The organism is Pseudomonas sp. GM17 (assembly GCF_000282175.2).
GTDB classification, from domain to species: Bacteria; Pseudomonadota; Gammaproteobacteria; order Pseudomonadales; family Pseudomonadaceae; genus Aquipseudomonas; species Aquipseudomonas chlororaphis.
This window is the reverse complement of sequence record NZ_CP124732.1, coordinates 3510382-3534120: the sequence shown is the minus strand read 5'-3', so window position 1 is coordinate 3534120 and position 23739 is coordinate 3510382. Positions and strand designations below refer to the sequence as shown.

Sequence of the window (23739 nt, the reverse complement as noted above, 5' to 3'; positions counted from 1 at the left end):
ACCCACTACCTTGTATGGCGAGCCGCGCGGTTCAGGCACGGGATCGCTTGGTGGCTTTCTTGGCTGCCGCGGGTTTGTCCGCGGCCTTGCCGGGCTTGTCCGGGCTGGCGGGCGCCTTGCTCCTGGACTTGGCGCCCAGGCTGCGCTTGAGCATCTCGCTCAGGTCGATGATGTCGGCGCTCTGGCGTTGCTCTTCGCCGGCGACGCTTTCCACGTCCTCGATCTTGCCGGCCCGGGCCTTTTTCTCCACCAGGGCCATGATCTTGTCGGTGAAACTGTCGCGGTATTGTTCAGGCTGCCAATCGGCGCTCATGTCCGCCACCAGGCGCTTGGCCATGTCCCGTTCGCCCTTGGTCAGGTCCGGGTGAGTCACCTCCGGCCCCAGGGTCAGTTCGTCGAGGCTGCGCACCTCGGCCGGCCAGCGCAGCATTACCAGCACCAGCGCCGACTCCAGCGGCATCAGCGCCGCCAGATGCTGGCGGGTGTGCAGCACCACCAGGGCCAGGGCGACTTTCGAGGTGCTCTGCAGGGTTTCGCGCAGCAGCGCATAGACCTTGCCGCCACGCTTGTCGGGGGCCAGGAAGTAGGGAGTGTCGATGTTCTGCAACGGGATCTGCTGGCTGTCGACGAAGGCGAAGATGTCGATGGTCTGGGTCGACAGCGGGTGGGCCGAGCGGATCTCGTCCTCGCTGAGCAGCACATAGCGGCCTTTTTCGTAGGCCACGCCTTTGACGATATGTTCCTTGCTGATTTCCTTGCCGGTGACCTTGTTGACCCGCTTGTAACCCACCGGGTCCATGCTGCGCTGGTCCAGCCAGTCGAAGTCGACGCCCTGGGAGGCGGTCGCCGAGACCAGCGCCACCGGAATGTGAACCAGACCGAAACTGATCGCGCCTTTCCAGATTGCCCGTGCCATGAGCCCGTCCCCGTATTGACTGTGGAATCGCCATGCAGCGACTGGTTTTCAGGTGACCCGTGGCGCGGCGCGAAAGTTTCCCTGGGGTGCTGGCCTGCATGGGCAAGCCGATAACTCGTGTTACATGTCTGACGGATTATTTAATTAACATGGCCGAACGCGCGACGTAGCCTGGACTCGAATGCGATAACTCGTCGCCATCCAAGAGGGTCGCCATGGACAACCTGCTTCGCTGTCTTGTCGTGTTCGCACTGATGAGCGGGGCCAGCACCGCGGTATTCGCCGCGCCCCAGGCAGCGTATACGGGCAGCAGCCCGACGTCCGCCATGCTGTTGGCGCAGAACCTGCCCGGCAGCAACAACAACCCCTACAACAGCCCGATTCGTCGGGCCAACCCCAACAGCATGCAGGGCACCCAGCCCAGCGCCCCGACTGTCCGTGGGGTTAATCCGGTACCGGTGCAACGCCCTCCGACCCTGGAGAACGGCGGTATCGGCAACGGCTACCCGCGCACCATCACCCAGCCAAGGATCATCGATCCGACACCCGTGACCCCACCGCGTAACCAACAGCAGCGATAAACGCTGACCGCCCGAGGCCGATGCCGGCCCCGGGCGGAAACCTTTTTATCGACAGAAGGAATCGTGCATGTTGCCTAAAACCCTCTTGGCAGCCGTCTGTGCCAGTCTTTTTCTGAGCAGTGCGCTACCGGTCGCGGCCGCCCCCAGTCAACCGTTGCAGAGCGAGCTGGGCCCCCTCAGCGTGACCCCGCTGGTCGAAGGCCTGGATCACCCCTGGGCCCTGGCGTTCCTGCCGGACCGCCAGGGCATCCTGGTGACCGAGCGTCCAGGCAACCTGCGGCTGGTTGGCGCCGACGGCAAGCTCTCGGCGCCCCTGGGCGGCGTGCCGCAGGTCTGGGCCAAGGGCCAGGGTGGCTTGCTGGATGTGGTGCTGTCGCCGGACTTCAAGCAGGACCGCCTGGTCTACCTGTCCTACGCCGAAGGTGGCGGCGAGGGCGGCACGGCGGGGACGGCGGTGGGGCGCGGACGGCTGTCCGAGGACCTGAAGACGCTCAAGGACTTCCAGGTGATTTTCCGCCAGGCGCCCAAGCTCTCCACCGGCAACCATTTCGGTTCGCGCCTGGTGTTCGACCGCGACGGCTATCTGTTCATCACCCTGGGGGAAAACAACGATCGCCCGACCGCCCAGGACCTGGACAAGCTGCAGGGCAAGATCGTGCGCCTGTATCCGGATGGCAGGATTCCGCAGGACAACCCCTTTGTCGGCCAGCCGGGCGTGCGCCCGGAGATCTGGTCCTACGGCCACCGCAACCCCCAGGGCGCGGCGCTCAACCCCTGGAGCGGCACCCTGTGGGATAACGAGCACGGGCCCAAGGGCGGCGACGAAATCAACCTGATCGAGCGTGGCAAGAACTACGGCTGGCCCCTGGCGACCCACGGCATCAACTATTCCGGTGCGCCGATTCCCGAAGCCCAGGGCAAGACTGCCCCAGGCACCGTGGGCCCGCGGCATGTCTGGGAGAAATCCCCCGGCATCAGCGGCATGGCCTTCTACGACGGCGACCGCTTCAAGGCCTGGCAACACAACCTGTTCATCGGCGCCCTGGCGTCCCAGGAGCTGATCCGCCTGCAATTCGACGGCGACAAGGTGGGCCACGAAGAGCGCCTGCTGGGTGAACTCAAAGAGCGCATCCGCGACGTGCGCCAGGGGCCGGACGGTTATCTGTATGTGCTGACCGACGAGGACAAGGGCCGGCTGTACAAGGTTGGCCTGGAATAACCCAGGCCCTTCTTCTGTAGGAGCGAAGCTTGCTCGCGAAAAAATCTTCAACGACAACGCGTGTTGGCAGGATGAATCGCCGCTTCGCGGCTATCGCGAGCAAGCTTCGCTCCTACAGAGGCACTGCGGGCGGGTAGAGGATCACCGCCGCTTGCAGCTTGCCGCTGCCGAAACGGCACATCTTGGCGAACTCGCCGTGGCTCACCGGCAGATGCTGGCAATCCATCGGCTGGCGGTGCTGGCTGTGGTCGACATCGGGATCGTGCAGGTAGACGAACTCTTCGTCGCAGTCGGTGACCATTACCCAATGCGGGGCCTTGGAGCGGGTCAGGCGGTAGCTGCTGATCAGCACCAGGGGCTGGCCGCCATCGGCCAGCAGCTTCGGTAGGTCCAGCGGGCCGCCCAGCACCTGCAAGACGTCGCTGCTATCCAGCTGGGCGCAGAACTCCTCATGCACCAGGCGCATGACGTCTTTTTTATGCTCGTCGCGCACCCCGCCGAGAAACAGTGGCCCCCGGGTATTGACCAGCAGCCGGACCCGGAAGCCCCGGCGCCACGCGGCTAGCGCCAGCCCCTGCGGGCTGCAGCCGCCATGGCCGGAGGTCATGAACACGGTGGTCGCCTCGCGCCACAGCTGCAGTTCTTCTCGGCGCTCCAGGGCGCGCCCGGGTTGCAGCACGGCCATGGCCATCAGCAGGCAGGCCGGGCCGCAAGTGAAGTCGGTGGTCTGCTGGTAATAGGGCACGCGGATGGTGCGGGTCTCGCGATGCTGCAGGATGCGCTTTTCCAGGCGCAGGGCATCGGCGTGGTCCTCGTAGTAGTCGTGCAGCACGGCGAAGCGCCGGTAGCCGCTGCGTTCGTACAGGGCGATGGCCGTCGGGTTGTCGCTGCGCACCTCAAGCCGCAGGTAGGCGCAGTCATGCTCCCGCGCGCAGGCTTCGATCCGCTCCAGCAGGCGCTTGCCCAGGCCCGACCCGCGGGCCTCGACCGCGATGGCGATCGAGTACAGGCGGGCCAGGGAGGTCCCGCGATGGAACAGCACCAGGGCATAACCCAGCAGTTGTCCCGCCTGCTCGGCGACGATCAGGCACGCATGGGCGCGGCTGATCATCCACTGGAAGCTGCGCACCGTCAGGCGATCGGTGGTGAAACACTGCTGTTCCAGTCGCACTAAAGCAGGCAAGTCCTCAGGTGTGGCAATGCGAAAGACAAGATCCATATAACCGCCGTAAAAGTTGCGTAACGAAACGAGACTTTCGAAAAAGTTCGTGCTTAATAGAAAAGGTCTTGTTCTTAAGCGGATCAAACATTATGTCAGCGGTACAAGGTCATTGGCGTGGAGTATCCGAGCAAAGTCTGCCGGCGACAATAACTCCGGTTAATTATTTTTCAGCGATGAGTGAAACTTCCAGCCAGTTGCTGATTATTGTCGAGCGCAAGGAAGATTGGGCCTCCTACTTCCCCAGCGAAGACATCCTCAGCGCTCAGGAGTACCTGGAGCAGACCCGTGAAACCCAGCCCGGCAAGCGAGTCCAGGTGATCAACCTGTGCCGCAGCTACAAGTACCTGGGCCACGGTTACTACTGCTCGCTGCTGGCCGAGGCGCGGGGGCACAAGGTGATTCCCTCGGTGCGCACCATCAGCGAGCTGACCCGCAAATCGCTCTACGGCCTGGCCCTGGACGACCTGGATAAAACCCTGGAAAAGGCCCTGAGCAATCATCTTTATAGCGATATCGAAGGTTTTACCCTGACCCTGTACTTCGGCAAGACTCATATCGAACCGTTACAGGAGTTGGCGCGACAGTTATTCGAAGTCTTTCCCTGTCCGATACTGCTGGTGGACTTCAAACGAACTAACGGTTGGCATATCGAAGGGGTGAAGTCCGGCGCCTTACATAAGTTGCGCGAAGACCAGGAAGATCAATTCGCCCATTCCCTGGACAGTTTCAGTCGCAAGATCTGGCGCATGCCGCGCTCGAAAAGATTGGCCCGCTATGACCTGGCGATCCTCCATGACCCGCAGGAAGCCCTGCCACCTTCCAACGCCCGGGCGCTGGAGAATTTTGTCCGGGTCGGCAAGGGCCTGGGCATCGACGTCGAACTGATCGAGAAGAAGGATTACTCGCGTATCGCCGAGTACGACGCCTTGTTGATCCGTGAGACCACCAGCGTCGACAACCACACCTACCGTTTCGCCAAGAAGGCCGAAAGCGAGGGCCTGGTGGTGATGGACGACCCGGCCTCGATCCTGCGCTGCACCAACAAGGTCTACCTGACCGATCTGCTGAAAAGCCACCAGCTGGGCATGCCCGCCACCGAGATTCTCTACAAGGAACGACCGGAAGACTTCGAGCGGGTTGGCGAGCGCCTGGGCTTCCCACTGGTGCTGAAGATTCCCGACGGCTGTTTCTCCCGTGGGGTGATCAAGGTCGAGAGCCAGCAGGCGCTGCTGGAGGCCACCGCCGAGCTGTTCGAGCATTCGGTGTTGCTGCTGGCCCAGGAGTTTTTCTACACCGAGTACGACTGGCGCATCGGCGTGCTCAACCGCAAGCCGATCTTCGCCTGCCAGTACTTCATGTCCAAGGGGCATTGGCAGATCTACAACCACAAGGCCAAGGGCCAGGACATCAACGGCGAATGCCGCACCCTGGCGGTCCACGAGGCGCCGCGGGCGGTGGTGGAACTGGCGGTGAAGACCGCCAACCTGATCGGCGACGGCCTGTACGGCGTCGACCTCAAGCAGTCCGGCGACAAGGTGGCGGTGATCGAAGTCAACGACAACCCCAACCTGGACGCCGGCATCGAAGATGCCTACCTGCGCGACGACCTGTATTCCCTGGTGCTCGAGGAGTTCGTCCGCCGCCTGGAGCTCAAGCGCCGCGGGCAGGACTGGTGAACGGCCGATGATCAAGAGCTACCAGTTGAGCCAGGGCCGCCTGCTGCCGGTGGAGAACCTGGATGCCGAAGTGATGCTGTTCAGCAACCCGGACCCCGCCGAGCGCGATCTGCTGCGCACTGGCTTCAAGCTCGACGAACACGCCCTGGCCTCGGCGCTGGACCCGGACGAGGTGTCGCGCATCGAGTTTCACCCGGACAACCTGTTCCTGATCTGGAAACGCCCGGAGAACTACTCCGGCGGCGGCAGCCTGTCGTTCGAGGTGTCGTCCTGCGGCCTGCTGTTTTCCCCGCAACGCCTGCTGGTGATCGCCCACGACGACAGCCAGCTCAGCGGCCTGGGCGCGCGGCAGGCCCTGAATAGCCCCCTGGATGTGCTGCTGGACCTGCTGTCCACCAACATCCATCACTACCTGGGGCACCTCAAGGTGATCAAGATGGTCGCCCGCGAGTTGCAGCAGCAGTTCAACGACTCGATGGAAAACCGCCACCTGATCCAGATGTTCAACCTCAGCGAGAGCCTGATCTATTACATCAACGCCATTCACAGCAACGGCGCGGTGTTGACCCGGCTGCGCAACCACGCCGAGAAGGCGCACTTCAGCGCCGAGGCCGTCGGCCTGATCGACGACCTGATCATCGAGAACAACCAGTGCTACAAGCAGGCGGAGATCTATTCGACGGTGTTTTCCGGGCTGATCGACGCGCGCGGCAACCTGATGAACAACAACATGAACAGCCTGTTGCGCAAACTGACCCTGATCAACGTGGTGTTCCTGCCGCTGAACCTGATCGCCAGCATCGGCGGCATGTCCGAATTCAGCATGATGACCGCCGGCACCCCGTGGTGGATTGCCTACCCGCTGTTCCTCGTGGCGATGCTGCTGGGGGCAGGGGGGATGGTGCTCGGTCTCAGGCGCCTGGCCAGTGGCAACGGCAAGTGCGCCTGAGGTTTCAGGCCGGTTGCAGGGTCAGTACCTCAAAGCCGTCGCGGGTCACCGCCACCGTGTGTTCCCACTGCGCCGACAGGCCGTTGTCGCGGGTGACCACGGTCCAGCCGTCTTTCAGGCCGCGCACCCGGGCGCTGCCCTGGTTGATCATCGGCTCGATGGTGAACACCATGCCTTCGCGCAACTCCAGGCCGGTACCGGGGCGACCGAAATGCAGGACCTGCGGCTCTTCGTGCATCTGCCGGCCGATGCCATGGCCGCAGTACTCGCGCACCACGCTGTAGCCCCGGGTTTCGGCGTGTTTCTGGATGGCATGGCCGATATCGCCCAGGCGCGCGCCGGGGCGGACCACCTTGATGCCTTCCCACATCGCCTCGAAGGTGGTGCTCACCAGGCGCTGGGCCTTGGGGCTGACGTTGCCGATCAGGTACATCTTGCTGGAGTCGGCGATAAAGCCGTTCTTTTCCAGGGTAATGTCGATATTGATGATGTCGCCGTCCTTGAGGATGGCCTTCTCATGGGGCATGCCATGGCACACCACCTCGTTGATCGAGGTGTTGATCGAGTAGGGGTAGTTGTACTGGCCCTTGCTGGCCGGACGGGCGCCCAGGTCGTGGCGGATAAAGCGCTCCACGGCCGTGTCCAGTTCCATGGTCGAAAGGCCGGGCGCGACCAAGTCATCGAGAAAGCTGAACACCGTCGCCAGCAGGCGCCCGGATTCACGCATCAGCGCCAGTTGTTGCGGGGTCTTGATCAGGGCCTGGGTCATGCGCTGCGCCCCCGGATCAGGTCGCTCTTGTTCAGCAGCAGTTTGTTGATCAGGTCGTTGTAGGCCAGGTGCGGATTGAGCTCGGCCAGCAGGCCAATCTTGATCCAGAACTCGGCCTGGGCGTTGATGGAGCGATCCATGGCGTCGCTGGCGACGCGGATCTGTTCATGCAGTTGATCTGAAATCTTGACGATGCCCACGGGGTTTCTGTCCTGGTAAATATACGAAGCATATACGTTTCGTATATTTTTCGGCAAATGGCAGATAGCTCGACCTGTCATTGGCCATTGACTCACCAGCGACCCGCCGGTTAATTTCCTGGCCATGACTTTTTCCGCATTGCGTTCCCAGCCAAGCATTATTACCGCCATTCCTGATTGGCGGGTCTGACACTGCACCCAACCCGCCCTAGAGGCGGGTTTTTTCTTTCTGTCTCCGGGGCTTTCAACACAGCCAGGAGAGCCGTATGAACCATCCCGCCGAGCCCGACACGCAACTGGACCTGCTTGAGCACTACGTGAAGAAGATTCTCGCGGCTCCGGTCTACGACCTGGCGGTGCGTACGCCATTGCAGCTGGCTCCGGCCCTGTCGGCGGCGCTGAGCAACCAGGTGCTGCTCAAGCGCGAGGACCTGCAACCGACCTTTTCCTTCAAGATCCGCGGCGCCTACAACAAGCTGGTGCAACTCAGCGACGAGCAAAAGCGCCGTGGGGTAATCACCGCCTCCGCCGGCAATCACGCCCAGGGCGTGGCGCTAGCGGCGCGGGAGCTGAGGATCAAGGCGACCATCGTCATGCCTTCCACCACGCCGCAGCTGAAAGTGCAGGGCGTCAGCAGCCGTGGCGCCGAGGCGGTGCTGCAGGGCGATAGTTTTCCCTTTGCCCTGGCCCATGCCCTGCAACTGGCCGAGCGCAGCGGGCAGACCTTCGTCTCGCCCTTCGACGACCCGGACGTGATCGCCGGGCAGGGCACGGTGGGCATGGAAATCCTGCGCCAGCATCCAGGGCGCCTGGACGCGATCTTCGTCCCGGTGGGCGGTGGCGGATTGATCGCCGGCATCGCGGCCTATGTGAAATACCTGCGGCCCGAGGTGCGTATCGTCGGCGTCGAGTCCGAGCACTCCAACTGTCTGCAGCAGGCGTTGCAGGCCGGGGAAAGGGTGGTGCTGCCCAGCGTCGGCACCTTCGCCGACGGCGTTGCCGTGGCGCAGGTCGGCGCCCATTGTTTCGAGTTGTGCCGAGCGCTGGTCGATGAAGTGATCACGGTCAGCAACGACGAACTCTGCTGCGCGATGAAGGACATCTACGACGACACCCGCTCCATCACCGAGCCGTCGGGAGCGCTGGCGGTGGCCGGGATCAAGCAGTACGTGGCCCGCAGCGGGGCACAGGGCGAAACCCTGGTGGCCATCGATTCCGGGGCCAACATCAACTTCGATCGCCTGGGGCAGGTGGCCGAGCGCGCGGCCTTGGGCGCGGTCGCGCTGGTGTAAGAAGGGAGCAGGGCCTCTGCAGCCGCTGGCGAAGCCTGCGCACGAGGCGCTCGCCAGCCGGACCACTGATGCACTGCGTTGCCTGGCTTGGCGGCTACTGCGTCGGAGTGCGGCCCAAACCGATCACAGCCTGCTGCAGCGGCTCCATCACCCGCGATGTAGCCGCTGCGCAGGTTATTCCGCGCGGGCCTTCTCGACCTTGTCCGCGGCGGACCACAGGCGGTAGCGCACTTCGACGTCCTTGGGGGCGTAGATCACGATTGGCAGCTTGCTGTTGTAGCGCAGCACGAAGCCTTCGCCGACCACCGGCACGAACGCCTGCTTGCTGGTGTCCTCGGGGCAGGCCATCAAGGTGCTCATCGGCCCGCTGACCTTGTCCAGGCGGTAGTAGGGGTAACCCCAGCCTTCCAGGTTCTTCTCTTCCAGGGTGCCGCCCAGGCGCTGACGGTTGCAGTCGACGGTCAGGGTCTTGCCGGCCAGGACCTCGACCTTGAAGTCCTCTTCCTTGGCCTGCTTGGGCAGGTGGATCACCTGACGCACAAAACCTTCTTCAGCCTTGGGGTAGGGCGCCACGTCTTCGAGTTTGGCCGCATGGCTCAGGGTGGACAGACCGCTCAACAGCACAGCGATGGCGGTGGATACAGGAAAAAAGCGCATAAGGCCTCCTTGCAGGTTGATCGACGGCTCTCCATGGAGGGAACCGTTTGTTTGAAACGCCGGGCAGTTTGACTGGGGAACGCCCGGTCATGCAAACCGTGGCCCACTTCGCCGCGGCAGTTAACATGACGTTTTCCTTCAATACCCAGGGATAAGTCGATGATTTATAACGCATGAAAACGAGCGGGAGGACGGCATGCCTGTGTTCCATCCCCTATCGGCGAGAGGCCAGCATCGGGCTCGCAGGAAGCTCCTCCAGCGGACGAAAATCCCAGGACCGAGGGTGAAAAAAAGCCTCACTGCTCAGAGCAAAATAGAATTTAGTGGATGCGCCAATACGGCCTAGTCTAATGAATGGCTTTCTCTTCCAGGGAGGTTTAGTCATGCCGTACGCCGTATTTCGGGGGTGGAATCCCGAGACGATATTCTTGCCATCATTGAATGGCCACTGCACCAACGGAGAGATCTGCCATGTTCTTATCTGCCTTGGAACTGCGCAATATCATTGAATGCAGCTTCCTGCCCAAACGCTGCGAGTGCACCCTGAGCCCCGACCTGCACATGACCGTGAAAGTCTATGGCGACCATGAAACCGACCGCGTGGACCTGGTGGTCACCGGTATCGATGCGGCGAGCCTCAACGGCTGCCGGGAAATCAACGATTTGATCGCCGAGTTACGCTACGACCTGGCGAATCATCCGGGAAGCCAGCCCATCGCCCTGAAATCCAGGGCTCATTGATCGGCGGCTTTGCCAATGCCTGTGTTGCTTGCCTGGCCTGGATAACCTCCGGGCCAGGCGCAACCTCGACCTTCACCGCGAATAAAATCCCTGCCTGAATCTCGCCGAGCTGCCTGCAACCTTGCACGCGGTAGAGCAGGGCAGCCCTCAGTTCTGATAATTGCAAGCATCCGACAGCTTGCGGTAACTGATGGCTTCCAGCTTGCCCGCCTTGTCGATAAAGGTCATGTCCGCGGTGACCACCTTGCACTCCGGCGTCGCGGGCTCGGTCATCGACACCACCTTGGCCACGTTCAGCGGCATGCCATAGTGATAAGGCACCGGCTGCACCTGGGCTGTGTCCGCCTGAGCCACACCCACGACCCCGGCAAACGCCAGGGCCCCGACCAGCAAAATACGCATATTCATGAGCGTTCTCCGATAAGCCCGACAAAATCGCATCGAGCGCACCGCGGAGGGCGACAGGGGATTCTGCGCTGCGCGGTCTCGTACAGTTTTGGGCGGCGGGATTAATCGGAGATTAAGTAGGGGGCTAATGATTTTGGAAGGGAAACTGCCCGACGAAATGTGCTTTGCGCAGAAACGCCTATTCGATGTCAGCGGGGGCTTGAAGGCAGGGGGACACAAGCCCCTGCCTTGCAGGTCGTCAACGCCTGGCCCGATTCCGGGCAGGCATTGAATGCACTTATTTCTTGTCTTTCTCCTTCTCTTCCTCTTCTTTCTCCAGCAGATCGATCCCGCGGATATCGAAGTAGCATTGTCCGCTCACCGACTTGGCTGAGCGCTGAGCGAGGGACTGGACCAACTGGTCATGAATGAAGTGGCCGAACAACAGGCTCACTTCCTCCGGCAATGGCGACAGTTGTTCCTTGAACCATTCCTCCTCCAACAGCACCTGCCACACCAGCATCTGCTGCGGTGTGCCGGCGGCCCTGTAGCCATCCCGCGTCCGCCCGCTGCGCATGCTGCGGGCTTCACTGTCGACATCTTCCAGCCAGCCCAGCTCTGCCCTGAGCGCCTCGCGTTCGGTTTGCAGTTCCTGGGTGCGCTTGAGGCGGGCCTGTCTCTTTTCCGGGGTTTCCACCGGGCGGCCGAACATCCCGGCGCTGTTCCCCGAGGTATACTGGCTGGCGTTCAGGCGATCTTCCTCTTCGCCGATCTCCCGCAGGCGCTGCACATAAGAGCGCGAGATCGACGCCAGCCAGCGGATATACAGGCGCATATGGCCGAGGAAGGGCGCTTTGTCACCCAGGTTGAGGTTTTTCAGCTGGGCAATGCTGGCCTTGGCGGCCGACTGATAATGCTTGACCAGTCCAAAGGCAGTCTTGCCGTTGATATGGTCGTTGAAGGTGAACAGCTCAGCAGTATCGGCATCCTTTTCGTATAAGTCTTCGAGATGAAGGAAAGGTACTCCTGCCTGGAATGCTGCGCGGTACATGCGGTGCAAGCTGACCAGCGCCAGCTCGGCACTGGGTTTCTGCTCGCCGGGCAGCAGGCTGCCACCGATATCCTCGCTGACCCCGGGCATCAGTTCTTCGCGCCACTTGGCGTTGCCTTTGCCGAGCAGGCTGGCCCGCCGGTAAAAGCGCCGCTCGTGGGCGGCGACCAGATGCAGCGCCTGCCTGACCTGCTTGGGCAGGACATTGGCGTCCCCCAGCACGTTACTGGTGGGCACGGGTATATAGTCGTCGATCAGCGGTATATCGCTACGGCTGCGGTCCACCGCGTCGAACAGGCCGGCGAACAACACGACCACCTGGGCGCCCTGGTACTCCACTTTCTCGCCATCGATCAGGCAGCGGTCCAGCAGGCGATACAGAAAGCCCCGGGCCAGGGTGGCGCCGTAGTCGAAGCCGTACACGGACAGTTCGATACGCTTAAGGGGCGGGCCGCTCAAGGCCTTGACCTTGCTCACTTCGTCGTTCAGGTAGTCGATGGCGCCATCGATGCGAATATTGGCTCCAGTCTTGGCTATCTCAGCCATGATGGGGTTGTCGCGCAGGGGCGGAATGACTTCAGACGCCGCGTCGACCACTACGCTCTTCAGTATTTTAAGGCCCTTAAGGGGGGCGCTGACCAGGTCCTTCAGGTCGCGTTTCCAGCGATCCCACCAGTTACGACCTTTCAGTACATCCTTGAGGATCTTTTTCCCTTCGTCCTTTGCCACATCCTTGGGCACATCGGCTGCCTTGCTGCCTGCGGTATCCACGCCGGCATTGGCGGTGGTGGTCAGGTCTGCGATGTACTCCGTGCCCATTCCTGAAAGGTATAGCCTTCGATAATTGTAAGAGGCTTCATCCTTTCCAGTAGTGGGGTGCGCCATATACATCTTGCCGACGTTACTAACCCGACCTGACTGCAAGTCTTTCAGTAGGTGACGTCCAAAGCCGTCGAAAAAGAATCCGATCCGCAAAGTTCGTTCACAAGTAGTGATATGCGAGTTTTTGGTTGGTCCCGCACAACGGGCGCCGGCAGCCGCAGCCAAATCAGCATTACGGGTACTCATTGGGATTTGGTTTCCTGATCCTTGGAGTTAGAGACTGGTGGCGCCTCCTTGAGGTTTTCATAAGGAGTGTCCAGGTTGGCACTCCAGGCTAGGCGAACTTGGTCTCCGGGGAAGAAATGCACGTGTAGATATCGATCAGTGCGTTGACGAGGTGGGTTAGCGATCTCGACTGATAAGGTTTCTTTTTGAACTCCTTGGCGAACTTGCTCACCTGTACGACCTTTTATCCAATCTACTTTCAGTGTTTTGCCTTCAATGCGCCAACAGCAGGTTGCTCCGCCCCCTCCGTTTGCCGTGGCATTGCCCCCCCAGTTGTCATTAACGAAGTAGCTGAAGATAGGGCGATCCGTTTGGTTGTGAACGTAGAGCATTGCACCCGGCATTTGGCTGTACTGCCATATGAAATAGGCAGCAATTAGTCCCCCCCAGACCAACAGATTGATGAGGGTTTTCTGCAAACCGGACAAAGACTTCCAGCGATTTCTAAGTGATTGAATCGATGTCACAACAAACTCCTTGTTAGTGCGAACCTGTTTCTGCGCACGGTCATGTTCTTTCGCCTGGGGGGCATTTCTGTTGTCCAGCTCGCGCTGCTTGCAAGTTTTTCAATAGTGGGCGGCGAAAACCCGTGACTCATTGGGGTTGGGCTTCCTGGTCCTTGGCATCAGGCACTGCGGGTGCTTCCTTGAGATTTTCATAGGGGGTGTCGAGATTGGCGCTCCAGGCCAGGCGAACCTGGTCGCCGGGGAAGAAGTGCACATGCAAATAGCGGTCACTGCGTTGTCGGGGAGGGTTAGAGATCTCGACTGATAGGGTTTCTTCCCGAGCCCCCTGCTCATACTGTGTTCGGGTCATGCTCTTGATCCAATCCACCTTCAGTGTCTTGCCTTCGATGCGCCAGCAGCAGGTCATGCCCCCATTTCCACCCCAATTGTCATTGACGAAATAACTGAAGATGGGTCGATCCGTATGGTTATGTCCATAAAGCGCCGCGCCCGGCATGCGGCTGTACTGCCAGATGAAATAACCGGCGACCAGCGCGCCCAGAGCCAACCACTGGATCAGGGTTTTCTGGCGGCCGGGCAGGCGCTTCCAGCGCTTTGCGAGTGACGGCAACGGCAACGGCATCGCCTCAGGCGCCTTCTTGTGCGGCCAGGGCGTTTTCCAGGGTGTCCCGGTCATCGGTGACCTGACGCAGGATTCCCGCCCATTCGGGGCGCTGGTGCAGTGGGCTGCGGGTGATCAGGCTGTGCAACACGAAGGTCGACTGATCTTCCTGCTGGTCCAGGCCCTGGTCTCTGGCGATCTGCAGCAGGTCTTGCACCTGTTGCAGGCGTTCGCCGTGGCAGTCGCTGGCAAAGGCCTCGGGGGCGACGTTTTCGGTCTGCACCAGCAGCTGCTCGGCGTGGGCGTCATGCTGCAGGCTGTGCATCATCGGCTCATCCAGGCGGATCGGGTGGTACTCGGGCACTTCGCTGTGCGCCGGACCGGCAAGACGCTGCCAGTCTTTTTCGGCCTTGATCCACCAGGTGTCGAGGGGGCCGAACAGCCACTGGTGCCATGGCTGGCCGACTTGCTGGTGGAGCAGGGGCAGTACCTCGGCGCTGTAGCTGCGGATCAGCAGCACCGAATCGTTGGCGTCCTGGCAGACCAGGGCGTCGCCAAGGTGGGTGGCCAACCGATTGGCTGGCAGGGTGCTGCTCAACCAGCCGGCCAGGTTCGAGCCGAACAGTTCGTGGATCGCCACCAGCCGCTCGAACGGTTGACCGGTCATGTCCAGCAGTAGCGGCCCGTCATTGCGCAGCTGGGCCAGCTCGGCCTGATACATCAGGGGCCAGCGGGCGCCTTCCAGTTCACCCAGGGCGTTGCGCTGCGGCGCGCTGAGCAGGGCCTGCTCGACGATGGCCGTGAGGCTCAAGCCCTTGGCCGCGGCGTCGACCCAATCCTGCTGGCCTTGCTGCAAATCGCTCATGGCTGTGCTCCGGACAGAATCGCCTGGCGTTGGCGGATGGCCTTGAGCAGGCACTCGACGCAGATACCCTTGGGCGGCGTCAGGCGCGGTATGGGCGAGTTCAAACGGCCCAGCAGCAGGCCGCCGGCCTTGTCGGCGTCAGCGAGCTTCAGCAGGCCCGGCAACAGCGGCGCCGCCGGCGTCCCAACCCCCGGCGCTCCCCCGGTATTGATCTTCACGTCGGCCCCACTGATGGTCACGCCACCAGCATCGAGCTTCACAAAGCTGCCGCCGGCCTTGGCGGTCAGTTCCGCGCCTGCCTCGACCACGGCCTTCCCACCGGCCTTGTAATGAATCTCCTGGCCGGCTTCGACGAATTGCGCAGTGCCGATGTTGGCGTGCTGGGTGACGGCCACGGTGAGGTGGTCGTTGGCGCGGATTTCGCTCTTGCGGTCGAGGTGGGTGATGCGGTGTTCTTCGGCCTTGAGTTCGGTGAGGGTGTTGGCCTCGACCGTGTCGTGGCGTTGGTTGCCGACGCGGATCCGCTGGTCGTGCTCGACGTTCTCGTCCCAGTCGCGCTGGGCGTGCAGGTAGATCTGCTCGGCGCCTTTCTTGTCTTCGATGCGCAGTTCGTTGTAGCCCTTGCCGCCCGGCGAGCTGAGGGTCTTGAAGGTGCTGCGGGTCTTGTTCGCCGGCAGGTCGTAGGGGACCAGGTTTTCCTTGTGGTACAGGCAGCCGGTGACCAGGGGCTGGTCGGGGTCGCCTTCGAGGAAGGTCACCAGTACTTCCATGCCGATCCGCGGGATGGCGATGCCGCCGTAGGCCTTGCCGGCCCAGCCGCTGGCGACGCGGACCCAGCAGGAGGTGTTGTCGTCGGCCTGGCCGTCGCGGTCCCAGTGGAACTGCACCTTGATCCGGCCGTATTGGTCGCAATGGATTTCTTCGCCCTTGGGCCCGGTGACCACCGCGGTCTGGCTGCCCAGGGACTTGGGTTTCGGGTGTTCCAGCGGCGGGCGGTAGTGGGCGTCCCAGGGCGTGGCGAGGAAGCGGTTGCGATAGCCCTGGTGGAAGTCGTCCTTGTTGCGGGTGACGTCGCTGGTGATGTTCTCGCCCAGCACCTGGGGCTGCTTGCCTTCGTGGATCACCTCCAGCAGCAGCCACAGGTCGTTCCATTCGCTGCGCGGGTGGGCGGCCAGGGTCAGGAAGTGGCCGCTGACCAGGCTCGGCTCGTCGCCTTTGCCTTCGGCCAGCCGGTAGTCGCTGCGATGGCGCTCCAGGGCGCGGGTCGCCAGTTGCTTGCCGCGGGCCTGCTGGGTGAACAGGCCGGGGTAGTCGTAGTCTTCCAGGTCCGGCATGAATTCGGACTTGGCCGCGCCCTCGGGCAGCAGGCGCGGCTTCTCGAAATCGTAGTCGCGGCGGCTGACGCGGCTGGTGCGGGTTTCCAGGCGCAGGTTGAAGCGCTTGATCACCGGCTGTTCGGCGGCCATGCCCGAGTCCTGCTGGTAGTTCACCGCCGCCAGTTTGCGGAACACCGTCTGGTCGTCGCCGAACACCAGCTTGTGGCCGCTGGCCGAGTGCTGAAAGTGGAAATGGATGCCTTCTTCTTCACACAGGCGCTGGATGAAGTGCAGATCGGATTCGTCGTACTGGGTGCAGTAGACCCGCTCCGGGTAGGTGGCGCCAAGCTGGAAACTGTAGGCGTCGGCCAGGATGCCGCGGGCCTCGAGGACCTGGGCGATGATCTTCGGCACGCTGAGGTGCTGGTAGATCTTCTGGTTGAAGTTGTGGCGCAGGTAGTTGAGCTGCGGAGTCAGGCTGATGCTGTAGCGGGTCAGCTTGCGCCCGGAATCGCCCTGGGCGATGCGGTACACCAGGCCGTGGATCAGGCCTTTACCGGTCGCGCCAAAGGTCAGGCAGGCCGGCTTGTGCAGGAGTTCTTCGAGCTTGAGGTCGGGACGCGCGCTGACCAGTTCGATATCGAAGCAGAAGGGTTGATTGAGGGCTTCGCGGCCAACGAAACTGAGGACCTGAAGGTCGACCGAGGCGCCTTCGATCGTCAGGGAAATATGGGTAGCGTTAGCATCCAGCATGCCGTGAAATCCATCCATTGAATAAGCAGGGGGCGGATGGTGCAGGAATAAGCCGGTCGATTCAAGCCGAGGCGGCCGCGGCTTTCCGCCCGCCAGAACATTCAGAAATGTCCGCGATAACCATTACTTATGCCTGACAACCCATCCGGCTGACGCCCTACGGGCATCAGCGGAGTTGGCTGTAGGGGATACGCCGATGGTCGCTCAGGGATTCCCGTGGCGACGCGGGCCGGCGACGGGCCTTCGAGCAGCGAGCCAGCGCCGCAATTGCCGTCGGCCAGTTGGCCCGCAAGGGCGACACAGGCTGTCGCCGGGGCAGGTCGTTGTCGCGTCAGGAACGCGGGGGCAACGGCGGCCGGTAGTAGCTCTGGAACCAATCGACAAAGCGTCCCAGGCCCTCGGCCAGGGGGACCTGAGGGCCGAAGCCGGTGACGTTCTCCAGGGCGCTGGCATCGGCGCAGGTGTTCAGCACGGTGCCGGGCTGCAACGGCAGGTACTCGACCTTTGCCTTGCGTCCGAGCAGTTGCTCCAGGGTGGCGACGTAGTCCTTGAGTTCCACCGAACGTTGCCCGCCGATATTGAACAGACGCCAGGGCGCCATGCTGGTGGCGGGGTCGGGTTGTTCGCGGTTCCACAAGGGGTTGCGCACCGGTGGCTTGCCCAGCAGGCGAACCAGGGATTCGACCAGGTCGTCGATATAGGTGAAGTCGCGCTGGTGCATGCCGTAGTTGAACAGCTTCAGCGGACGGCCTTCGCAGATGGCCCGGGCGAACAGCACCGGCGACATGTCCGGGCGTCCCCAGGGGCCATATACGGTAAAGAAGCGCAGGCCGGTGGCCGGCATGTCGAACAGATGGCTGTAGCTATGGGCCATCAGCTCATTGGCCCTTTTGCTCGCGGCGTACAGCGACAGCGGATGGTCCACGGTGTCGCTGGCCTTGTGCGGCAGTTGATGGTTGGCGCCGTACACCGAACTGGACGACGCGTAAATCAGGTGTTCGGGCGGATAGCGCCGGCACATTTCCAGCAGGTTGAGAAAGCCGCCGAGGTTGTTGTGCAGGTAAGCCTTGGGGTTTTCCAGGGAATAACGTCCCCCGGCCTGGGCCGCCAGATTGATCACCACCTGCGGGCGAACCTGGGCGAACAGCCGGTCGAGGGCTTCGGTATCGCCGAGGTCGAGGCGGTACAGCGGGAACTGTCCCACCTGCTGCTCCACCCAGCGCACCCGGTCGTGCTTGAGTTGCGGGTCGTAGTAGTCGTTGAAATTATCCAGCCCGGTGACCTGATGCCCATCCTTGAGCAAACGCAGTGCGGTATGGGCGCCGATGAAGCCGGCGGCCCCGGTGATCAGGATATTCATGCGCAGAGCGCCCCCGGTACGCACCAGGGCAAGCCACTGCCCGGGCGACACAGGCGAGCGATGTCCCGCGCGATGGCGAGGGCGACTGCTTGTACCAGGCCGACATGGCCGGTACCAAAAACGCTGACATCCAAGGGAGGAACCTCATCCGTGATGGGTAATGCGTGAGTTTCATGGCCCACTTTTTAAAGAACTGAATAGGTGCAAGTCCTTTTCGCGTTCTTTTTTTGACACTACCACAGCATGGAGACGGTTAATTGGCGTTTTGCCGTGTTATATAAATGACGAAGACGTTTTGTATAACCCTATTTAAGAAATAATACTGTTTAAAATCAATTAGATAATATGAATGAAAGGCTCATGAAAGCCTTGGGGAAATTCCTGGGTAACAAACCCGGCAGGGCAAATTAATCCGACGAGCGGTAGAGATTTTTAACGAAAAACTCATTTTTATCCTGGGGGCAGGCTTACTTGGATCCAAAACCTCTCGAAGCGCCCAATGAATAGCGCCTGGCCAAGAGCCTGGAGAAAGGCAAAGAGTGTTGGAAATGATCGCTTTATCCCAGGCGAAGGCAGTGCGTTGAAGGAGGGTGTTCAGGGGCAAAGGCTGTAGCCGCTTCAGACTAAAGTCGGGTGTAGCCCGTCAAAGCCATCTGCCATCATTTGCGATCAACATTGATTTGATCAATTCACCTGGCCAGAAATGATTCGCCAGATGGATTGCTATTGCCTTCTTTCATCTGCTTTACCGATGCACTGCTGGAGCTTTTCATGCCTTTCCCTTTGCTGCACTCATTCCGACCGCTGCGTTATCCAACGGTGGGCCTCGGCGCCCTGTGCCTGTGCGCGGGTTTTACCGCCCGGGCCGAGGCCGCGGGTTTCTTCGAAGACAGCAGCGCCAAGCTCGAGTCGCGCACCATCTACTTCAACCGTGACTTCCGCGACGGCCATACCGGCAACGATCAGGGAGCCTCCAAGCGCGAAGAGTCGGCGCAAGGGTTCATTCTCAACCTGCAATCGGGCTACACCGAAGGCACCGTCGGCTTTGGTATCGACGCGCTGGGCATGCTCGGTTTCAAGCTCGATTCCAGCCCCGACCGCAGCAACAGCGGCCTGCTGCCGTCCAGCGGCCAGGACCCGCGGGGTTCCAAGGACCAGTACGCCAAGCTCGGCCTGACGGCCAAGGTGCGCCTGTCGCAGAGCGTGCTCAAGTACGGCGCGCTGTTGCCGGACCTGCCGCTGCTCAAGTACAACGACGGGCGCCTGCTGCCGACCATGTTCAACGGCGCCATGCTCACGTCCAAGGAGATCAAGGACCTGACGTTCACGGCCGCGCGGCTGGACAAATACACCGCCCGGGACTCCACGGACACCCAGGACATCCGCGTGCACTGCAAGAACAAGCGGTATGCCTGCAACGTCACCGCCGACCATTTCGACATGTACGGCATCGACTACAGGTTCAGCGATCGCCTGACCGGCCAGTATCACTACGCCGAGCTGGAAGACATCTACCGCCAGCACTTCATCGGCCTGCTGGCCAACCAGCCGCTGGGCCAGGGCGTGCTCAAGGCTGACCTGCGCCTGCTCAAGAGCGCCGACAGCGGCGCCGAGCGCGCCGGTTCCATCGATAACCGCGCCCTGAGCGGCATGCTCGGCTACGCCATCGACGGCCATACCTTCAGCGCTGGCTGGCAGCGCATGAACGGCGACAACTCGATGCCGTACCTTGATGGCAGCAACCCGTACCTGGTCAACTATGTGCAGGTCAACGACTTCGCCGCCGCCCAGGAGCGTTCCTGGCAGTTGCGTTACGACTACGACTTCAAGGCCATCGGCATCAACGGCCTGAGCTTCCTGACCCGCTATGTCAGCGGCGACCATATCAAGGTCCCGGGCAGCGACCAGGAAGGCCGCGAGTGGGAACGCGACAGCGAACTCAAGTACGTGGTGCAGAGCGGCACCTTCAAGGACGTCAGCCTGCGCCTGCGTAACGCCACCTACCGCAGCAACTACGAAAAATACGCGCGGGACGTGGACGAGACGCGGCTGATCGTCAGCTACAACTTCTCGATTCTCTGACGGCGCTGCCGGAAGCTGAATCCGCGATCTGTCTGGATGAACGCATTGGCTGGTTTGCGACTGCTTCGCAGCCGATCGCAGGCTGCGCCAGCGGCTATAGGGATTGCGGTGCTTGTGTAGCCGCTGCCGAGCCTGCGAGGCTGCGATCGACTACGCAGTAGTCGCGATCTGCACGCGGCCACTTCAGATAGATCGCGTTGCTGGGTTTTGCGGCTGCCCTTGCAGCCGGTCGCAGCCTCGCGGGGCTCGGCAGCGGCTACAGAGCGTGCGCAGGCGGGGGAGATGTGCGCAAGCGCCGTTCGGGCCGTTACAGCCAATGCCAGAAGCGGCTCCAGAAGCCGCGGTTCAACTCTTCCCGGCAGCCGGCGTATTGCTGGCCGTACAGGCTGGAACGGCTTTGCACCTTCATCGCCACGGTCTGCAGCCAGGGCTTGGCCGTATAGGTCTGCCGGCGGTAGCCGCCCCAGCCTTCGTGGTAGTTCAGGTACTGGCGGTAGGCGTCCTGCTTGGTCACGCCGTTGACCCGTGTGGTCTGGTCCATGTACCAGCCGATAAAGTCGGTGGCGTCGGCGAAGTTGGTGCGGCTGGCCCAGTAGTTGTCGCCCTTGCGCTGGTAGTCGCCCCAGACTTCGTCCTTGGCCTGCGGGTAGCCGGCCGCCGTGCTCACCCGGCCCCAGGGAATCACCCACAACAGGTATTTGCGTGGCGGCAAGGCATCCTGCTTGAAGCTCGATTCCTGGTAGATGATCGACAGCGGCACCTGGATCGGCACCCCCCATTTCTCTTCAGTGGCCTTGGCGGCTTTGTACCAGTCGCTTTTTTCGCGAAAGATCTCGCAGATGTCGTTGGGGTTGGCCGGCGGCGAGGTCGCGCAGCCGGTCAGGATGAGGGGGAAGACTACGGCGGCACAGGCAAAACGGGTCAAAGGCAAGGCTCTATTCGGGTCGGTGGGAGTGCCGTGTGGCGCTCCTGCGATCAGTTCAGTTGATGGCGATAGGGCAGGTCCGGTCCGGTCTTGCCACAGGTCAGCGCCGCGGCGCGGATGGCGAACCTGAGCATTTGGTCGATCTGGTCGCGGCTCAAGCCCGCCACACCTTCCAACGAATCCAGCTGCCGTTCGGTCAACCAGGCAATCAAGGCGGCCTGGAAGGTGTCGCCGGCGCCCACGGTGTCGGCCATCTTAATCGGCATGGCCGGCGCCGACCAGCGGCCATGCACCCGACTGAACACCGTCGCGCCCTCTGCGCCGCGGGTCAGGAACACCAGCTGGCAGTGATGCTGCAGCCAGCCTTCGATCACGTGCTGCGGATCCTGGCCGGGGTAGAGCAGGTGCAAGTCCTCGTCGCTGACCTTGATCAGGTCGGCCAGCCGGACCAGGGTGTCGATGCGTTGGCGCCACAGCTGGATGTCCGGGGCCGGGTTGAGGCGCACGTTGGGGTCGAGGCTGATCAGGCGCTGGCCGCGCTCGCGACGCACCAGCGCCAGCAGGGTGTCGCCGATCGGCTGCACCACCAGGGAAAACGAACCGACGTGCAGGCCGCGCACCCGGCTGTCGAGCGGTGGCAGGTCGCTGAGCTGCAACTGGCGGTCGGCGCAGCCTTCGCCGCGGAAGCTGTATTGCGGCGAGCCGTCGGCGCCCACCGCGACCATCGCCAGGGTGGTCGGCGCCTCGACGTGCAGCAGGTAGTCCTCGCCCACGCCTTCCTCGCGCAGCACCTGCAACAGGCGCCGGCCGAGGTAGTCGGTGGACAGCCCGGCGAACAGCGCCGCGTCCACGCCCAGGCGGCGCAGACCGACCGCGACGTTAAAGGGCGAACCGCCGGCGATGGCCTGGAAGTTGACCCGCGATGCCCGACCGCTGGCATCGTCTTCGCTGAAAAAATCGAACAGTGCTTCACCACAGACCAGATACATAGTCATTCGCTCTTCAAAAGGGTTGCCACATGCTGTTGGTAACGTTCATAGGCCTGCTGATAGGCCGAGACATTGGCCGCTATCGGCAAGGTTTCGCTGCTTGCATCGAGCCTCACGCAGCGCTGGCACAATTGCGCCAGGCTCTGCGGCTGGCCGCTGCTGCGGGAATAGCACCAGGCCGCCTGGATCGCCGCGCCCAGGGCCGCGGCCTCGCTCTGCTCGGTGCAGACCACCGGGGTGTGCATGATATCGGCGACCATCTGCCGCCACAGCGGGCTTTTCGAACCGCCGCCGATCAGGCGGATGCCCTGGCTTTGCAGGCCGTTTTGGCGTAGCAGGTCGAGGCCGTAGCGCAGGCCGAAGGTGGTGCCCTCGATCACCGTGCGGCACAGGTTGGCCCGGGTCAGGTTGTCGGCGGTCAGGCCCAGCAGGCTGCCGCTGGCATGGGGCAGGGCGGGGACCCGCTCGCCGTTGAGGAACGGCAGCATGCACACGCCCTCGGCACCGATCGGCGCCTGCGCCACCAACTGGTTGAAGGCGTCGATATCCAGCTCGAACAGTTCGCGCACCGCGCCGGTGGCATTGGTCAGGTTCATGGTGCAGATCAGCGGCAGCCAGCCGCCGCTGGAGGAGCAGAAGGTCGCCACCGCGGCGTCCGCGCTGACCCGCGGTTGCTCGGCATAGGCGTACAGGGTGCCGGAGGAACCCAGGCTCATGGTGATCGCCCCGGGCTGGATATTGCCGGTGCCGATGGCCCCGAGCATGTTGTCGCCGCCACCGCTGGACACCAGCGCCCGCGGGTTGAGGCCCAGGCGCCGGGCGAGCTCCGGCAGCAGCGTGCCCACTGGCTGGTCGGCTTCGAGCAGTTCCGGCAAGGCGGCTTCCAGGCGGCCGTCGGGGTCGATGTGCCGGAGCAGTTCCAGGTCCCACTGGCGGCTGCGCACGTTGAAATAGCCGGTGCCCGAGGCATCGCCGTATTCGCTGCAGCAGCGGCCGGTCAGCCAGTAATTCAGGTAGTCGTGGGGCAGCAGCACATGGGCGATGCGCTGGAAGATCTGCGGATGCTGTTCCCGGGTCCACAGCAGTTTCGACACGGTGTAGCCGGGGGCAATCGCCACGCCGAGGCGCTCCAGGGAGCCCTGTTCGCCGCCCAGGTAATCCAGCAGGCGCTGGTTCTGCGGGGTGGATTCGGTGTCGCACCAGAGCTTGGCCGGGCGCAGCACCTGGCCCTGCTGGTCGAGCAGGACCAGGCCGTGCTGCTGGCCGGAGACGCCGAGGCCGAGGATGTCCAGGCCGCTGACCCCCGCCGCCAATAACGCACGGCGGGTGGCCAGGGTGAACGCCTCGCGCCATTGCTCGACGTCCTGTTCACGGCGGCCGTTGGCGCCGCTGATCAGGCTGTGGGGCGCCGCGCCCAGGCCCAGTACTTCACCGCTGGCGGCGTCGAGGACGATGGCCTTGGTGCCCTGGGTGCCGCAGTCGATGCCGAGGAAAAGCTGTCTGTGGTTCATTCGAGATGCTCGTCGATAGGTTGTGAGCGCGTTGCGCTCTATCGCGAGCAAGCTCGCTCCTACAGGGGATCATGCTCATCTGTAGGAGCGAGCTTGCTCGCGA

At 62.4% G+C, this 23739-nt stretch carries 21 protein-coding genes and 1 pseudogene; 7 read left to right on the top strand and 15 right to left on the bottom strand.

Annotated features, from left to right (window positions below; translation table 11 throughout):
* Nucleotides 1-31 precede the first annotated feature (31 nt).
* Nucleotides 32-916 (bottom strand): non-homologous end joining protein Ku, encoded by an 885-nt coding sequence (gene ku / locus PMI20_RS15910; RefSeq protein ID WP_007926426.1) that lies wholly within the window; start codon nt 914-916, stop codon nt 32-34.
* A 215-nt stretch (nt 917-1131) separates the two neighbouring features.
* Between ku and PMI20_RS15905 the strand changes: the two genes are divergently transcribed.
* Both PMI20_RS15905 and PMI20_RS15900 read left to right on the top strand, forming a co-directional pair.
* A complete protein-coding gene (locus PMI20_RS15905) occupies nt 1132-1497 on the top strand; it encodes a hypothetical protein (protein ID WP_007926424.1) in 366 nt (121 codons plus the stop codon).
* A 67-nt stretch (nt 1498-1564) separates the two neighbouring features.
* A complete protein-coding gene (locus PMI20_RS15900) occupies nt 1565-2716 on the top strand; it encodes a PQQ-dependent sugar dehydrogenase (RefSeq protein ID WP_007926422.1) in 1152 nt (383 codons plus the stop codon).
* A gap of 112 nt (nt 2717-2828) precedes the next feature.
* Here PMI20_RS15900 and rimI read toward each other — a convergent pair whose 3' ends face one another.
* Complete coding sequence (gene rimI, locus PMI20_RS15895; RefSeq protein WP_007926420.1) at nt 2829-3935, bottom strand: ribosomal protein S18-alanine N-acetyltransferase; 1107 nt, start codon at nt 3933-3935, stop codon at nt 2829-2831.
* Nucleotides 3936-4111: 176 nt separating this feature from the next.
* Between rimI and PMI20_RS15890 the strand changes: the two genes are divergently transcribed.
* Both PMI20_RS15890 and PMI20_RS15885 read left to right on the top strand, forming a co-directional pair.
* Nucleotides 4112-5614 (top strand): RimK family ATP-grasp domain-containing protein, encoded by a 1503-nt coding sequence (locus PMI20_RS15890; RefSeq protein ID WP_177323793.1) that lies wholly within the window; start codon nt 4112-4114, stop codon nt 5612-5614.
* Nucleotides 5615-5621: 7 nt separating this feature from the next.
* The gene (locus PMI20_RS15885; RefSeq protein ID WP_007926412.1) at nt 5622-6563 is read left to right on the top strand and encodes a magnesium transporter CorA family protein; all 942 of its coding nucleotides are present in this window, start codon (nt 5622-5624) and stop codon (nt 6561-6563) included.
* A gap of 4 nt (nt 6564-6567) precedes the next feature.
* Here PMI20_RS15885 and map read toward each other — a convergent pair whose 3' ends face one another.
* Both map and PMI20_RS15875 read right to left on the bottom strand, forming a co-directional pair.
* On the bottom strand, nt 6568-7332 hold the full coding sequence (map, locus tag PMI20_RS15880; RefSeq protein ID WP_007926404.1) for a type I methionyl aminopeptidase: 765 nt from the start codon (nt 7330-7332) through the stop codon (nt 6568-6570).
* Nucleotides 7329-7532, bottom strand: coding sequence for a ParD-like family protein (locus tag PMI20_RS15875; RefSeq protein WP_007926402.1), 204 nt, complete (start codon nt 7530-7532; stop codon nt 7329-7331). Before PMI20_RS15875 ends, map begins: the two co-directional genes overlap by 4 nt.
* Before the next feature lie 266 nt (nt 7533-7798).
* Between PMI20_RS15875 and ilvA the strand changes: the two are divergent.
* Nucleotides 7799-8806 (top strand): annotated as a pseudogene (gene ilvA / locus PMI20_RS15870) (threonine ammonia-lyase, biosynthetic); the annotation flags it as partial.
* A gap of 192 nt (nt 8807-8998) precedes the next feature.
* Here ilvA and eco read toward each other — a convergent pair.
* Nucleotides 8999-9481 carry a serine protease inhibitor ecotin gene (gene eco, locus PMI20_RS15865; RefSeq protein ID WP_007926399.1) on the bottom strand — a complete coding sequence of 161 codons (483 nt, stop codon included), beginning with the start codon at nt 9479-9481 and terminating at the stop codon, nt 8999-9001.
* Nucleotides 9482-9952: 471 nt separating this feature from the next.
* On the opposite strand from eco, the gene PMI20_RS15860 reads away from it, so the two are divergent.
* The gene (locus PMI20_RS15860; RefSeq protein WP_007926398.1) at nt 9953-10222 is read left to right on the top strand and encodes a DUF1652 domain-containing protein; all 270 of its coding nucleotides are present in this window, start codon (nt 9953-9955) and stop codon (nt 10220-10222) included.
* A gap of 147 nt (nt 10223-10369) precedes the next feature.
* Here the strand turns inward: PMI20_RS15860 and PMI20_RS15855 are convergent, their stop codons facing one another.
* The 7 genes from PMI20_RS15855 to PMI20_RS15825 form a co-directional block, all read right to left on the bottom strand.
* Nucleotides 10370-10630 carry a DUF2790 domain-containing protein gene (locus PMI20_RS15855; RefSeq protein ID WP_007926396.1) on the bottom strand — a complete coding sequence of 87 codons (261 nt, stop codon included), beginning with the start codon at nt 10628-10630 and terminating at the stop codon, nt 10370-10372.
* A 277-nt stretch (nt 10631-10907) separates the two neighbouring features.
* The gene (locus PMI20_RS15850) at nt 10908-12728 is read right to left on the bottom strand and encodes a T6SS phospholipase effector Tle1-like catalytic domain-containing protein (protein ID WP_081502443.1); all 1821 of its coding nucleotides are present in this window, start codon (nt 12726-12728) and stop codon (nt 10908-10910) included.
* Entirely contained in the window at nt 12725-13234 is a 510-nt protein-coding gene (locus PMI20_RS15845; protein ID WP_081502442.1) for a DUF3304 domain-containing protein, read from the bottom strand. Before PMI20_RS15845 ends, PMI20_RS15850 begins: the two co-directional genes overlap by 4 nt.
* A 127-nt stretch (nt 13235-13361) precedes the next feature.
* The gene (locus PMI20_RS15840) at nt 13362-13856 is read right to left on the bottom strand and encodes a DUF3304 domain-containing protein (protein WP_007926393.1); all 495 of its coding nucleotides are present in this window, start codon (nt 13854-13856) and stop codon (nt 13362-13364) included.
* A 4-nt stretch (nt 13857-13860) separates the two neighbouring features.
* Complete coding sequence (locus tag PMI20_RS15835) at nt 13861-14700, bottom strand: DUF4123 domain-containing protein (RefSeq protein WP_007926391.1); 840 nt, start codon at nt 14698-14700, stop codon at nt 13861-13863.
* Nucleotides 14697-16769 carry a type VI secretion system Vgr family protein gene (locus PMI20_RS15830; RefSeq protein ID WP_007926390.1) on the bottom strand — a complete coding sequence of 691 codons (2073 nt, stop codon included), beginning with the start codon at nt 16767-16769 and terminating at the stop codon, nt 14697-14699. The genes PMI20_RS15835 and PMI20_RS15830 overlap by 4 nt, the downstream gene beginning before the upstream one ends.
* A gap of 331 nt (nt 16770-17100) precedes the next feature.
* Nucleotides 17101-18129, bottom strand: a complete 1029-nt coding sequence (locus PMI20_RS15825) for an NAD-dependent epimerase (RefSeq protein ID WP_037034791.1) — start codon at nt 18127-18129, stop codon at nt 17101-17103.
* Nucleotides 18130-18900: 771 nt separating this feature from the next.
* Between PMI20_RS15825 and PMI20_RS15820 the strand changes: the two genes are divergently transcribed.
* Complete coding sequence (locus PMI20_RS15820) at nt 18901-20211, top strand: OprD family porin (RefSeq protein ID WP_007926388.1); 1311 nt, start codon at nt 18901-18903, stop codon at nt 20209-20211.
* A gap of 307 nt (nt 20212-20518) precedes the next feature.
* Here PMI20_RS15820 and PMI20_RS15815 read toward each other — a convergent pair whose 3' ends face one another.
* From PMI20_RS15815 to xylB, 3 genes are read right to left on the bottom strand one after another with little or no spacing between them, the layout of a single operon-like run.
* The gene (locus tag PMI20_RS15815) at nt 20519-21136 is read right to left on the bottom strand and encodes a transglycosylase SLT domain-containing protein (protein WP_007932904.1); all 618 of its coding nucleotides are present in this window, start codon (nt 21134-21136) and stop codon (nt 20519-20521) included.
* A 50-nt stretch (nt 21137-21186) separates the two neighbouring features.
* On the bottom strand, nt 21187-22125 hold the full coding sequence (locus tag PMI20_RS15810; protein WP_007932896.1) for a carbohydrate kinase family protein: 939 nt from the start codon (nt 22123-22125) through the stop codon (nt 21187-21189).
* 2 nt (nt 22126-22127) lie between these two features.
* Nucleotides 22128-23636: a xylulokinase gene (xylB, locus tag PMI20_RS15805; protein ID WP_007932894.1), complete on the bottom strand. Its 1509-nt coding sequence runs from the start codon at nt 23634-23636 to the stop codon at nt 22128-22130.
* Nucleotides 23637-23739 lie beyond the last annotated feature (103 nt).